Annotated in this window: 11 protein-coding genes and 1 tRNA gene; 5 read left to right on the forward strand and 7 right to left on the reverse strand. The window is 51.7% G+C overall.

Going from position 1 to position 14,358, the window contains the following annotated elements; all coding sequences use genetic code 11:
- The coding region (locus HMPREF2690_RS03020; RefSeq protein WP_210401376.1) for a GT-D fold domain-containing glycosyltransferase at positions 1 to 286 on the forward strand (286 nt) is incomplete at its 5' end.
- Positions 282 to 530, forward strand: a complete 249-nt coding sequence (locus HMPREF2690_RS12540; RefSeq protein ID WP_371326010.1) for a GT-D fold domain-containing glycosyltransferase — start codon at positions 282 to 284, stop codon at positions 528 to 530. The genes HMPREF2690_RS03020 and HMPREF2690_RS12540, both read left to right, overlap by 5 nt.
- Positions 531 to 800: 270 nt before the next feature.
- Here the strand turns inward: HMPREF2690_RS12540 and HMPREF2690_RS03025 are convergent.
- Positions 801 to 877, reverse strand: a tRNA-Ile gene (locus tag HMPREF2690_RS03025).
- Between the two features lie 169 nt (positions 878 to 1,046).
- On the opposite strand from HMPREF2690_RS03025, the gene wecB reads away from it, so the two are divergent.
- Positions 1,047 to 2,207 carry a non-hydrolyzing UDP-N-acetylglucosamine 2-epimerase gene (gene wecB, locus HMPREF2690_RS03030; RefSeq protein ID WP_246819502.1) on the forward strand — a complete coding sequence of 387 codons (1,161 nt, stop codon included), beginning with the start codon at positions 1,047 to 1,049 and terminating at the stop codon, positions 2,205 to 2,207.
- A 73-nt stretch (positions 2,208 to 2,280) separates the two neighbouring features.
- Positions 2,281 to 3,555 (forward strand): UDP-N-acetyl-D-mannosamine dehydrogenase, encoded by a 1,275-nt coding sequence (gene wecC, locus HMPREF2690_RS03035; protein ID WP_070820152.1) that lies wholly within the window; start codon positions 2,281 to 2,283, stop codon positions 3,553 to 3,555.
- Positions 3,556 to 3,640: 85 nt separating this feature from the next.
- Here the strand turns inward: wecC and tagD are convergent, their stop codons facing one another.
- Complete coding sequence (gene tagD / locus HMPREF2690_RS03040) at positions 3,641 to 4,036, reverse strand: glycerol-3-phosphate cytidylyltransferase (protein WP_070820153.1); 396 nt, start codon at positions 4,034 to 4,036, stop codon at positions 3,641 to 3,643.
- A gap of 376 nt (positions 4,037 to 4,412) precedes the next feature.
- Between tagD and HMPREF2690_RS03045 the strand changes: the two genes are divergently transcribed.
- Positions 4,413 to 6,164, forward strand: coding sequence for a glycosyltransferase family protein (locus HMPREF2690_RS03045; RefSeq protein ID WP_168167278.1), 1,752 nt, complete (start codon positions 4,413 to 4,415; stop codon positions 6,162 to 6,164).
- Between the two features lie 17 nt (positions 6,165 to 6,181).
- Here HMPREF2690_RS03045 and HMPREF2690_RS03050 read toward each other — a convergent pair whose 3' ends face one another.
- The 5 genes from HMPREF2690_RS03050 to HMPREF2690_RS03070 form a co-directional block, all read right to left on the reverse strand.
- Complete coding sequence (locus tag HMPREF2690_RS03050; RefSeq protein WP_141761186.1) at positions 6,182 to 9,541, reverse strand: bifunctional glycosyltransferase/CDP-glycerol:glycerophosphate glycerophosphotransferase; 3,360 nt, start codon at positions 9,539 to 9,541, stop codon at positions 6,182 to 6,184.
- Positions 9,542 to 9,600: 59 nt separating this feature from the next.
- Positions 9,601 to 10,341 (reverse strand): ABC transporter ATP-binding protein, encoded by a 741-nt coding sequence (locus tag HMPREF2690_RS03055; protein WP_168167279.1) that lies wholly within the window; start codon positions 10,339 to 10,341, stop codon positions 9,601 to 9,603.
- 58 nt (positions 10,342 to 10,399) lie between these two features.
- Positions 10,400 to 11,323, reverse strand: a complete 924-nt coding sequence (locus HMPREF2690_RS03060; RefSeq protein ID WP_083320297.1) for an ABC transporter permease — start codon at positions 11,321 to 11,323, stop codon at positions 10,400 to 10,402.
- 80 nt (positions 11,324 to 11,403) lie between these two features.
- A complete protein-coding gene (locus tag HMPREF2690_RS03065; protein ID WP_168167280.1) occupies positions 11,404 to 12,906 on the reverse strand; it encodes a glycosyltransferase family 4 protein in 1,503 nt (500 codons plus the stop codon).
- A gap of 24 nt (positions 12,907 to 12,930) precedes the next feature.
- A complete protein-coding gene (locus HMPREF2690_RS03070) occupies positions 12,931 to 14,286 on the reverse strand; it encodes a glycosyltransferase family 4 protein (RefSeq protein WP_070820157.1) in 1,356 nt (451 codons plus the stop codon).
- Positions 14,287 to 14,358: the final 72 nt, after the last annotated feature.

Below are 14,358 nucleotides of genomic sequence, written 5' to 3' on the forward strand. Positions count from 1 at the left end.
CACAAACGGCTACACCACTACACGGGACTTGACCCATATTTTTGATGACCGTTTCTGGTCAGGTTTTTGGGGCGAACACTGGCTTGAGTGTAAAGCGCTTTTCGAGAATCACGAAACTCTAGCCGATTCCCATGTCAGTAGGCCCATCTTTTTCGAATCCGAAGGAGATCAGGGAGTCGACCTTTGGAGGAATATCTGGAACGACAGGGATATCCTGATCGTCGCTGGTAAAGGAAGCCGGTTCAAAAACAGTTCCAGCACTATTCGACTGTGCAAGGTCAATTGAGTACCTTGAATCTACCGCTACTGATGCATTCGAGAATCTCGATCAAATTCTTGATACTGTAGAACAGAAAAATTTAGGGGAGAACTCTCTCATAATCCTTTCTTTGGGGCCCGCCGCGACCATTCTTGCTTTCGAATTTGCCCAACGTGGGATTCAGGCGCTAGACATCGGTCACATATCCAATTCATTTTCGAACATATTCGAAGGTGGTAAGTGGCCAGAATCCCGCCCAACCATTAAGTAATCAAATAAGGGCGATTGCTACGCGGGGTTTCCGAACCGCAATTGAAACCTCCTTGCGAGTTTCGATTCCACTACTGCGGGCAATCTAACAGTACAAAGATATCCAGAACCTTTGATTCTAATTACAAGACCACAATTTTGCCGTGGCCAATCATCGCACGAGCATCGGTGAACGTGGCTGAAGACGAATTCGTTGACACAGGAACGGCTCACCCGCTCAGATTCACAAAGTTATTGCCTGCGCAAACATTCCAATTCCGGACAAGTGTTCTGGTGGGGCCAGCGGGGCTCGAACCCGCGACCAGCGGATTATGAGTCCGCGGCTCTAACCGACTGAGCTATAGCCCCTCGAGCGAAGACGCCACTTTTAACTATAGCCGCTTAACTTAACTAAATTAATTTTGCAGGCTCTTGTTCTATTCCAGTGGTATTCCCGGCGGAGCGTCAAAATTGCTAATATGTCGTTATTTGAAGTCAGTGTGAGCAATATTCAGTCTCAAGTTTAAAAGGAAATCCCTTGGTCACCACCAGAAAGATCATGGTCACTTATGGCACGAGGCCGGAAGCCATCAAGCTCGCACCTGTCATCCAGCGACTGCGAGCCGACTCCCGCTTTGAAACCCTGATCGTTTCCACGGGGCAGCACCGCGAAATGGTCAACCAGGTTACAAAAATTTTCGGTTTTAAGCCCGATATCGATTTAGCATTGATGCATAAGCGTCAGCCTCTAAACCGGATTCTGTCGCGTTCCCTTAAAGGACTGGATCACGTCTTAAAGGAAAACAGGCCAGATGCTGTCCTCGTCCAAGGCGATACATCGACCGCTGCGTCGGCAGCGCTCGCCGGTTTTAATCGGAGGGCAAAAATCGTCCACCTCGAAGCTGGTCTTCGCTCTTATAATCTCAGCTCGCCTTTTCCGGAAGAAGCCAACCGGAAGATTATCTCCGCGATTGCGACATGCCACCTGACGCCGACGCGTCAGGCAAAAGAGAACCTTCTCAAAGAGGGCATTCAAGAAAGTGCTGTAACCGTAACCGGTAACACTGTTATCGACGCGCTTCAGGCGACCGCGAAAGGCCGAACTACTTTTTCCAATCCTGGAATTACCAACGCTCTCAATACCTATGAACGACATATCATCTTTACGTCCCACCGACGCGAGAATCTGAACACACTTGCCGATATCGGACTAGCATTGGCTTCCTTAGCGAGAAAATATAGAGATGTCGCCTTTTACGTGCCGATGCATATGAACCCTAAGGTAGAAAAGAGACTTCTACCTGGTATTGCTTCGATGCCGAACGTAATTGTCACCGGCCCTCTCCCCTATGACCAGTTCATTCATTTGATGAAGCACTCCGACCTCATCATCACTGACTCAGGGGGAATTCAGGAGGAAGCACCGTCCCTTGGCGTTCCGGCATTACTAATCCGAGAGACAACCGAACGTCCTGAAGCCATTGCTTCCGGTGCCGTTCGACTAATTGGCCCGCGCCCGGAAGCAATTACAAATGCCACTATTGAACTGCTCGAAGATCGCGCTTCCTACACAGCAATGAAGAAGGCATCCAACCCATACGGCGATGGACGAGCCGCCGAACGAACCGTCCAAGTACTCGCCAAACTTTTCAATCTTCCGATCGAGGCCCCTATTTCAGAATTCAATCCTTCCGCATAGGTGTCCAGAGCATATTTTGCTCAAACGGTAAGCTCCGTGACGTTATCTAAACGCTCACCATTAAAGGATTTTCATGACTCCACAACCCAGCCAGCCCTACGATGTCACAGTGATTGGGCTCGGCTACATCGGCTTGCCAACTGCGACTTTCTTTGCTGCATCCGGCCTCAGAGTCTACGGTTATGACATCAATTCGTCATTGGCCGATTCCGTACAACGGGGTGAAGCTCCCTTCGTCGAACCTGGTTTTGAGTCTCTACTGGCCTCCGCGGTAGGCGCTGGAAATTTGAAAACCGGAACCATCATTGAGCCAGCAAAATCCTACATCGTTGCCGTTCCGACGCCTTTGCAGCCGGACCAGAAACCAGACGTCTCCTTTGTTTTTACTGCAGCTGCGACACTAGCGCCACTTCTCAAAGGCGGGGACCTCGTCGTTTTAGAATCCACTTGCCCGCCAGGCCTTACTGAAGATATTACTAATCACATTCTTAAAAGCCGTCCAGACCTGACCCTTACACCAAACCAGCTAAATAGCCTTTACGTTGCTCACGCTCCGGAAAGAGTACTACCAGGCAAAATAATGTCCGAAATGACTACCAATGACCGGATAGTGGGAGGCGTGACTACCGAATCTGCCGAGCGGACCAAAAGGCTTTACAAGAATTTTTGCACCGGCGAAGTTCTAATCACTGACTCTCGCACCGCCGAGATGGCGAAACTAGCAGAAAACTCTTTCAGAGATGTAAACATCGCCTTTGCAAATGAACTTTCACTCATCTGCGATGACCTCAACATCGATGTTTGGGAGCTGATTTCTCTTGCGAACCGCCACCCCAGAGTTAACATCCTTCAACCTGGGCCGGGGGTCGGCGGTCACTGCATCGCAGTCGATCCTTGGTTCATCGTGGATGCCGCTACAGATTCCGCAAGACTAATTAAGACCAGCCGCGAAGTGAACGACTCTAAACCCCAGCGCGTTCTCGACAAGATCTCAAAAAAGGTCAGCGTAGTTCAATCAAATTCAGACAAGCTCGACATCTGCATTCTCGGGATAACTTTCAAACCCGATATCGATGATATTCGCGAGTCCCCAGCCCTATATATCGCAGAAACTGTAGCCCGCACTTATACCGAGGCCAATATCTCTATTGTTGAACCGAACCTCGAAAGCCTCCCAGAGCCTTTCTCCGAGTTTCCCAATGTTACACAGACAACCCTCCACAAGGGACTAACCGGGGCGGACATCGCTGTGGTCCTCGTGGACCACAGTCTATTCAAACAGGAGTTGCACCTTCTGGCTCAGCACAAGTGCGTCATCGACACTCGAGGAATCTTAAATAACGAGTAGTTTTCGCTTTTGCAGTTTGAAACGTGCGTCAGGCCCTGTTGGCCAAACTGCTAATAACGATTCAGCCGTAAAACCATCAAGCGGCTTAATCGCGCTTATTCAGCTCGTTCTTAATCTGCGTGGTGGAAATGTCTGGCGTCCGAGGTAGGTAAATAACTTCGCACTTGCCTTTCAACTCCTCGTCGAACTTTCCAGCCCAGTCATCCCCCATAACGAAAACGTCGATTTTCAGATTCTCGACATCGTGAGCTTTTTGTTCCCAGTGATCCTCCGGTACGACCAGGTCCACATAGCGCACGGCTTCGAGCATCCTGCGACGTCGATCGTACGAGAAATAGGACTTCTTTCCCTTGACGGCATTGAATTCATCGGTAGACAGCGCTACAACCAGATAGTCCCCAAGCGCCTTCGCGCGTTGCAGCAGCTCAATGTGACCATAGTGAAGTAAATCGAAAGTTCCATAGGTGATTACCCGGCGCATTTTATCCTCAGATTCCCTCTTGCAATCTAATCCTGAATAATTCTACCAATATAAATAGGTGTACCAGCGGAGTTATTTATACTACCAAGGCTGATTTCGAGCGCAATAACAGATGCATCCAACGTCCCCATCTTGAATTGCTCCGATACCCTAAACCGTGCACACATTTCTAAACACCAGCTAGACGGGATTTCACTGCATGTTGTTGGATGTAGACCGCATTAAAGACAGAGCAGGAACCGCAATCTCTCAAATCCGAAACGGGAATTTTGACTATGTGTTCGCCAAACTTGTTAATGAAGTTGGCCGGCTCACTAACACTGCTTCGCACCGGAAGCACTCCTTGCTTCGGGGAGGCTCCTTAAACCGACCCTCCGTGTCTCCACTTTCGCTAGAAAAACCACACTTCCCGGAGACTACTGCTGCAGTTATCCTGGATGATTTTTCGTATCAATGTTGGCAGGGGGAGTTCAACACCGTAAAAGTAGCACCAGGGCGTTGGACCGAACAGTTAGAAAATACATCTATCGATTTTCTACTTGTGGAATCTGCTCACGCTGGCAACGGTGGAACATGGGCTGGAAAAATCAAGACCAGCTCGTTGGATCCCGACCTTGCTCAACTCCTGGATTGGTGCAAGCAGCACCAGATCCCCACGGTATTTTGGAACAAGGAAGATCCCCCTCACTTCGACGATTTTCTTGCAACAGCGACCGCCTTTGACATCATTTTCACCACTGATGAAAACATGGTCCCCCGCTATCAGGAAGCAGCCCCTGAAGCAGCGGTCAATGTCCTTCCGTTTGCAGCACAGCCCCTCATTCACAACCCGGCGCGGAACTCCCCTATCGGGCCGACGGTTCAAGATAAACGTTGGCAACAGGGAGATGTCGCGTTCGCAGGAACGTTTTTTAACCACAAATACTCTGCGCGAAAAAAGCACCTAGAAGATCAACTTTTCGCAGCGGCTAATATCGCTGAAAAATACCGATACCAATTCACCATCTATTCGCGGTTAGGAAATGTTGACAAACGCTATCGGTTTCCGAGGCGAGTACAGAAGTACATCGCGGGTAGTCTCTCCGCAGACCAAATGCTTCAGGCCAATAGGGAGCACAAGGTTTTTCTGAATGTAAATTCAGTAGATTCCAGTCCCACGATGTGTTCGCGTCGCGTATTTGAGCTGCCCGCATATGGTGCTGCGCTGCTTACATCTCCAAGTCCAGCGATTGAGAATTTCTTCTCCCCAGATCAAATTGCTGTTGCTGAGAATCAGGATCAGGCCCGAGCGCATTTGTTGACCCTGCTCAAGTCACCAGAGGTCCGTGAACGCATGGTGCACCGCGCACAGCGCACCATCTGGAACAAGCACTGCTATCACCACCGTGCAGCACAGCTACTTAACGCCGCTGGAATCAAGCATGCTGCTATCGCTACAGATCCTTTGATCTCCGTCATCGCGCCATCCAACAGGCCTGACAACATGGATCACTTGTTTAGCCAATACGGTCGGCAAATCAATGTTCGCAGAGAACTAATTCTTGTGTGCCATGGTTTTAATCTGCAGGACAGTCAGATTGATAGTTTCTGTAGCCAATACGAGATACCACACGATGAGGTACAGGTCATTGCTGCATCGGAGGAGCAATCCCTTGGCGAGTGTCTTAATGCGGCAGTCGAGCGATCCTCCGGTGACTACATCGCCAAATTCGATGACGACGACTTGTACCTCCCCCATTACCTCGAAGATATGCGCAACGCGGCGATGTACAGCGGTGCGGATCTCGTTGGCAAACAGGCTTGCTACGCGTACATCGAAAGCAAGAACGCCATCGTGTTACGGCATCCAGAGAGGGAGCATATCTGGACGAACTTTGTTGCCGGCCCAACTCTGTTCGGTCCCCGCGCAACTTTTGAGTCATTCCCTTTCGAGAATCGAACTAACGGCGAGGACACTGCGCTACTTCGTACATTGGAGCGCAAGGGGCGCTATATCTATTCCGCCGATCGCTTTAACTTCATTCAAGTCAGAGGCGGGGAGCACACGTGGCAGCTTGCTGATGCAGAGTTCATGGCACAAGGTGAGGTTAGAACTTTCGGCTTAAACGAAGCACACGTTGAAGCGTAATTTTGCCATTGCTGTGGTTAAAGGCGCTCGATTATCCACTCTGCGATTTGCTTGAGTGCAGAATCGACGCTGCGCTGAAGCGCCACTAGGTCTACTTCTTCGCTGCGCTCGGTAGCGAGTGTTTTTCTGAGAACTTCCTCGAGATCATGCGGTGTAAGCGCTACTGGCCTTCCGGAATCATACGGCCAATTAGCGTAAAAGCCCCGCTCTTGTTCTTTGTATCTCTTCAAATCAGGTGCGTACACAATGGAAGGGCGTCCGGTGAGCTTGTAGTCAAAGAAGACCGAAGAGTAGTCAGATATAAGGACGTCTGCGATGGCCATAAGGTCTTCAACTCGTGGGTACCCACTCACATTGATCACATTCTTGCCTCGACCGGCGATCGCACGCATGTGGTGACCACGGATAAGAACCACAGCATCATTACGTCGAGCAATACGCGCTGCAGGGAATGCTAAATCATCCTTGGAGTACCTCCAGGTTGGCGCCCACAGAATGACTTTCTTGCCTTCCGGGATCCCCAGCGATTCCTTAATTGCGTCAATGTTCCGCAATCCGCGCGCGAGGTAAATGTTGCGTGGATACTCTCCTACAAGAATTTCCCCGCGGTAGTGAGCCGAATTTGCGATCAACTCTCCTGCTTCAGCACTCTGCGCCAACAACAAATCCCAATCATCAGACTGCCGTTCCATCAGCCTGCGATATGTCAGGCCGACAAAAAACGGGTGTGCGTCAAACAACAATCGTTTAATCGGCCAACCATGCCAAGTTTGAAGCCAATATTGACCAGGTTGTTTCCGCATCCAGAGGGGGAAATTATCATTTCCGACAATTACTTTTGCGCGTGTGAGCTTGTCGTACCAATCATTACTGCCGGTGATCACGGGCGCAGCCCCGGCGGGCACTTCGACATTTTCATCGCGAACGGACACCCAAACGGGAATATCGGGATGATGCTCAAGCAAGTATTCGCAAATTGCACCTGGGTTATCGGAGACGTTCTTTCCTGAGAACGACTCAACAAACACTCCATGGATCAGCGGACCACCCGCAGACGGAACGCCCCGATAGGTTTCCCACGAAGCTGCCTTGGAAACTTCACTCGGAGCCAGCACTCGCAGTGCGGTCGTCCCATTACTGCGTGGCTCGATCTGGACAGATCGAACAGTCCCCTCAAGGAAGGTATTAGCGTTCAGATCCCCTGGTTCTACTGCTGCCCTGCTCAAACGGTTCTGGGGTACGAGCGACCAGCGGAGGAAGTAGGACTTCCCACGTAAGACTGCCAGTTCAAACGCTGCCGTGAACTTACCACCATCCCAACTTGTTTCTGCCTTCACCGCCTGGTTGGAGGAACTGAGCCAAATCGTCGGTTTTACAGCAGGTGCGCTGCATCGTCCTTCAAGGATGAGGGAGGACCCTTCATTTCTCGCAGCATCAACCTCTACCCGAATCGCTTTACGATCAATAACCGCAGAACCATCAGTCGCGGTGCGTACGATCGTCCCCTGTCCAGTGCCGAATTGCCTCTCTAGAGGTTGTGCGCTGTGTACCCGACGCCCGCCAATTGCTATGGCATCTTTTCTGGCCCAACCGAGGAGAGCTCGATATCCCAAGGGACGAAATGGTTGACGGAACTGCGCTGTGCTGTCTTGTAGTGAATCCGTTCGAACTTCTCCAACCACACTGGTTTTTCGCGCTTGCCACGACGTGAGAAGGAAATCGTCTAGCTGGATACTGCGCTTGGTCAAGCGCCAGTTCATGCCACCGACTCCTCGTTGCGGCTGCACCAGCCATCGGTGATCGTTTCCTAGTGGGCTAGGCAATCCTGTTGCGATATCTCCTGCGTACTTCGCGAATCCAAATGATTTAAATTCGCCCCAGGCTGCACGGACACCGATACGCAGGTGCTCAAGTCCACGCAGATCCACTTCTACCAGGTACGAATCATTTGTATGGTCGTGCCAAGGATCTTGAAGCACCGCATTATTCGCGGAGTGTGAGGTGCGGCGGGCATGCAGTATCGAGACGCCCGTCAGGCGGTCGATTGAGTCAGTCTCGGTGACTGCGTCATCGTGGACACCGTAGAATTGAAATTCCACATCTTGGGAATTTACGCCTTTCATGCTGGCTCGGATATGAAGTTCAACGGTATCTTCATCAATCCACCGCACACTTTGAACTTCTGCGGACACAGGCACATCCACTGCTCGGGCGCGAAGGAGATCTGCGGGAAAACCAGCGATCTTAGGTACGCAATCAGCAGCAATCTTCCCACCTTCAAGGAACGCATACTGCTGGTGCAAGTCGAGTCTCAGCCCAATTTCCTCGTTAACATCTGCGTCAGTCCCATGTGCCAGGGCCCAGAAAAGTGAACGGCGATAAATCGGCACACGGTCGAGCGCATCCGGATACTTTTGCAGCCATCTACTGATGTCCTGAGCAAGCGACCGCATCAACTTGCGATAAGGATCACCGAAATGCTTGTGCGGAAGGTGCACAGCGAATAGGTACAGATCCATCGAGATAAAACGCTCGAGCATAAACTTACGAAGCTCGTCGGGCGCGTTGCGCTCTACTGCTTCGGTCCACATCATCCGCGTTATAGCAACGCGGTCACGTAGATCGTCGATATCTGCCTTTGCATTGGACCGCGACGTTCCTTCCTCCGACAACCGCCACGAGTACACATCGCGTTTAAGCACATCGAACGACGATGCGGAGACGATCGCACGCAAGATCGGAGGTTGATCCTCATAGTTAAGGTGCTCAGGCATCGCCCTTACTGATGAGCGCCAAAACTCCATGCGGAAGATCTTGTTCCACAGCACAGGCTCGTTAAACGCATCCGGAAAATCTGAAGCGTCCCCCCTTAGTATGTCGCGCGAATGCGTCGCTTCCACGATTTGGGGGCGCGTAACCGAACTCCCTTTGTGTCGAACGTACCCTCCGAAAACGAAGTCACTTTCTGTTTGCTCGAGCGTCTGCAGCATTGCCTTATAAGCACCCGGCAGCACCAGATCATCAGCATCAGCAAACGCCAGAAACTCGCCCCGTGCCTGTTGAATCGCCATATTACGCGCGGCACCGGGACCTCTTCCCTCTCCGTCGAGGATGCGAATTCGGCGATCAAGGAGCTGCAACGATTGCACAATGGTTCGGGTGGCGTCTGTCGATTTATCGTCAACCACAATGATTTCCATCGAGTCAACCCCTTGAGATTGGATGGAATGGATCAACGTTGCCACCCAGCGCGCGGCGTTATGGCACGGGACGATGACGCTCAACATCGGCGGTTCATCGATGCCTCCGCGATGCACCCACTGCTTCGCATTAGGAACCTGCTTGAGCCATGCGCGCACATCGTGTGCGTAGCTCACAACGGGCCGAAATTTACCAAACCCCACGTGAGATCCTCCCGCGCTATTACTGTCGCCCGCTACTTGTCGTCAAACACGATGGTGGGCTTGATATAGGTCGAGGTGACTTCCTCGATAAGGTCTTCTGCCGCCTCAAACTTGTTCTCGCCCTTAAGTTTTACCCACTCACGGTAACGATCAGCCACATCGCCTACGTCACCGTCAGCGATGATTTCTCCCTCGTGAATCCACACCCCACGGTCACACATTTCCTCGAGTTGCTTCGCCGAATGCGACACCAATAGCACTGTGCCAGCACCAGTCAACACAGATTCCATTCGTGCCTCTGCGCGTTTAGCAAACGCCGCGTCTCCGGTGGATAAGGTCTCGTCGACAATAAGAATGTCCGGCTCTGTTGCAAGCCCGATAGAAAAACCTAAACGCGCCCTCTGACCTGATGAATACGTTTCCATCGGACGATCAATGGCATCACCAATATCTGCCAGCTCCACGATTCCGGGATAGGCACGATCAACTTCTTCCGGTGTCATACCCATCGCCAAACAACCAATCCGGACATTCTTTGCGCCGGAAAGTCTCGGCTGCAGCGCTGCACGAACTCCCATCAGCGTAGGTTGGGATTTCACTAGCACTTCTCCACTCGATGGACGTTCAGCCCCAGCGATGACTCGCATTGTCGTCGATTTGCCAGAGCCGTTGTGGCCGAAGAATCCAATCGACTGTCCTTCGTATGCAACCAAACTGATGTCGTCGAGCGCGCGAACCTTGTCCCAGCCAAACCGCTTTTCCGTGGACTTCACTGGGTACTCCATCACAATGTTACGGAGAACCACAGATGGCGTAGTGGAGTGCATCTCATCATTTGACAGTGACATAACGCTCCTCCGCCTGCCAGAAGAAAACAAACCCGACAGCAAACATGCCGAACGACCAAGTAAGGATCGGTCCCCACAGCTCCATTGTGGGCAACTGGCCGTACATCACCGACTCACGCGCTGCCATGAGGAACTTGTAGCCCGGGTTCGCCAACATTATTTCTCTAAGAACTGGCTGCTCAACGAAACGGTCCACAGAGAAGAACACGCCCGAGCTGTAAAACCAAAACCGCTGCCCCACTCTGAAAACGGTTTCCATATCCGGATAAAAAGTTGTAATACGAGCAACAATAAACATGATGCCCGTGCCGAAAATATGTGCAAGGAAAAACAGTGGCACGACGAAGATGATCGTCCAATGGATTGGCTCTTTCCACTGGGTAAGCAAAGTGAAGACTATGGCCACAAGAACCGGTACCGCTGTGGAGTAGAACAGTCGCAGAGACTGCGACAACACCAGAGCTGCTCTGGGGAACATGAATGACTTGACCAGATTCTGTTGTTTTTTCACCAGGTCATTTCCATCCGCAATGTATTTTTGGAAAATTTGAAAAAACGTCACACCGAGGACGACATAGCCTGGGAAATTCTGGATGCCATTATTCGTACGGACGATGAGACCGAAGATCATCGCGTACATCACTGAATCAATCAATGGCGAAACAATGAGCCAAACTTTGCCCATCCACAAGTCACGGGGGGTCCGAAAAGCTTTCGCCGTTGCGTCCGCTTGGAGGAAATACCTACGACGCCAGAGCTGGCGCACATACTCAGGCAGCGGTGGACGAGCGGATAGCTTCCGAAGCGACGATCGCTGCACCACGATGGTGTTTGTGGACTGCGATTCATCCGCACCGAGGTTTGCAGACGTGTTGTCGTGCTCCGGCTCGAGCCCGTCCTCGCTCATCACAAATCCTTCCTAAGCGCCTGGACATGAAAGCGTTATCCGTTTCTTTTCCAGACACCGCCTCTCACTGCATAGTGAAATTACCATGCAGCACCTAAATATAGTTCTCTATACTTATTTGCCAAACGGCTCCACTGCCGAGTTTTCGCCCACTCAATCGAAGGCAAACCGTCGCGTCCCACTGCCTGCTTGATCCCCTGCGCTAACAGCTGAGCGTTCTCCGGCTGCACATATGTCTCGACTTCACCGGTAACTTCCCGTAGTGCTGGCAAATCTGACGCGACTACCGGAATGCCCAAAGCCTGTGCATTGAGAGCTTTCAACGGTGTCACATTGCGACACACCTGAGTGTCTTTCCTCGGCACCACAAAAACATCAAGACACTGATACCAACGGCCAATAGTCGATGCGGGTTGCTTGCCTACAAAACTCACTCGATCTGCAACGCCCAGAGAATCCGCGAGTACACGCAACTCTGCTAACGCTGCGCCATCGCCCACAACGACGCCAACGAATTCCTCATCGAGGTATTTAAACGCCTGTATCAAGTATTCGAGTCCCTCGTAATCAACAACTGAGGTGATCGCTCCGACAATTGTTTTCTCGACTGGTAGATGGAACTTTTCCCGCAGCTGCGATTGAGAGCCACCTTCCTCAAAGGCTCGATCATCGATCCCGTTAGGAACGACCACAATCTTGTTAGGGTCGATACCCGAATCCTCAAGCTGTCGCTTGGTTACCTCGCTGAGAACAACCACAGCAGCTGCTTGTTTACAAGCTTCCAGCTCTTGCTGTTGTGCGAGTCGGTAGTACTCCGATTGCTCAGCTTGTCGTTGTTCTTCTTCGGAACGCTTGGACAACCATGTTTGTTCTGGAGCACCACGCATCTCGTACACCCACGGAATGCACAAAGCTTTCGCTGTCCGACTCACAATCAAGGCATTTTCAAATCCCGTCGTGGTGTGGAGCGCCTCCGCACCAAAGTCACGCGCATAGGAAACAAGCTCTTTGACTGCTTGCTGCTGGAAGTGTTCTGACGTAATGCGAGTCCACCTGGGAAGAATTCTGCGGTATGTGATGTCATCCACTATTTCAGTGGTTCCTGCCGCAAATTTCCCAACCACATTGGGATAGCCCGCGCGGGTCACCCCCTCAACGTCAATCCCGTGCGCTGACATTCCTTGAAGCACCGCGTGGCTGCGCAGTGAATAGCCAGCAACGGAATGCGGCAGAGAGTTCGTAAGATAGTGCATGACTCGCTCTGCGCGATGAAGTGGCACAGAGGGTTCGATTACCTGACGTAATTTATGAGTTTCAAACTCGTACGCCGAACGCCGATTTTTCAGCCAAGGACGTCGCGGAAGCTCGCGCAATGCCTGCGTGAACTCTCCTTGTTCGAACAAGCGTGAAGCTTCCGCGTCTGCAGCGTCTTTGCTCCTACGACTGGCTGTTGAAAGTAAGTGTCCAAGTCCTGGAATCGACGCGAACCGGCGGCCAAAGTCTTTAGCAAACTTTTCGGGATCGACCTGTATTTGGCGCAGTGAAAAGCTGGCCATAAAACCGGCCTGTTTCACTTTGTCCACGGCAGACACTTTCCGGACCATCGCCTATTTACCGGATTCAGTTGCTTGTCGCGACAGAATCTGATCGAAAAAGTTGACGATGACTTCTGGGGCGTACTGCAACCGTTGTTCCGTTACCCACTTCGCTGCTCTGTCGGACACCTCGAGCAGGTTTTTGTTCCGTGCCAGATGAACCCACAGGTCAGCCAACTCTTTTGGGTTCTCCGGAGCAACTGTGTGTCCCGCCTCCAAATCAGAGACAAGCCGTGCAGTTTCACCATCAACTGCTGCACAAATGTGAATTCCAGCTTCCATCAACTCGTATGTCTTGGACGGCACCGCTCGTCTCAGCGGTTCCCAGTCCGCGAGATGAACCAACGCGGTATCTGCCCACTGATAGTGCTCATCCAAAGCGTCCGCATCGGTGCGGGGCAAGATATCCACGTCTACATCGAGAGCTGCTGCTTGCTCTTGCAATGCCGCCTTCGTGGCGCCTGCCCCAACAAGCTTTAAATGCACGTTTACGCCTGATTTCTTAGCAAGCGCTGCTGCTTCCAAAGCATTGCCTAACTTTTGCGCACGCCCCAGAGTGCCGGCATAAAGCACATTCAGATGATTTCGGTCAGTCCCTGCGGCATCAACAGATACAGATGTTTTTTCGGTCTCACTCTTGAGCGGAAAGACATTTCGGACCGTACATACATTTGGCTGCTTACCGCGTGTTCTCCTAGGAATCTCTCGCTTTAGCTGCTTTCCCAAATCCTCTGAGGTGACAATGATTCCAGCGGCCCCATCCAATGCTTTGTTAAGCGCATCTGACACCACTGAAAACCCAGCACGCCGGAGTCCCTTATTAAACAGTCGTTCACGCCACGATGATTGACCAGTTCCGGAGTTCCAATCATCGGAATAGTTCAGCAGGTCTGGCCACGCATCACGCAGATCAATGACGTACGGAACACCGAGTATCTTCGCACCAATCCGGGCGACAACTGCAGTCGGCAATGCTGGAACGGTTCCAACGATAATGTCTGGCTTGTTCGACTCAAGTACCGCCTTTTGACGTCGGAGCGTACGCAACATCGAAAGCGATACAAACCCCTGGTTCGCTGCTTTTGCGGTGAGTCCGGAATCACCTGTGAGATAGGTCGTGCGATAAATACGCTCACCCGCCGGCCCCCACTCAACCGGATGCATCCCACGAATCCGGAGCGCCAGCCTTTTGCCAATAGAGGCAAATCGTTTCGACAGTGTCACCTCACGGTTGTAATGCGGCGGAGGAGCAACCACACTCACCGAATGTCCGTTTTCGTGAAGTACCTGTGTAAGCCATGTCCAGCGACGTTGTGGAACGCCGTTTTCGGGTGCCCAGTAATGGGATAAGACCAAGATACGGGCCAAAATGCTCTCCTCCTCTCACGGCACTCCCACAGGCTCACGACCAATATCGGTGCTGAGGCAGCGTTGCCGACA

Origin of the sequence: Corynebacterium sp. HMSC034E11, assembly GCF_001835905.1 — a bacterium.
In the GTDB taxonomy this organism is placed as follows: domain Bacteria; phylum Actinomycetota; class Actinomycetes; order Mycobacteriales; family Mycobacteriaceae; genus Corynebacterium; species Corynebacterium coyleae.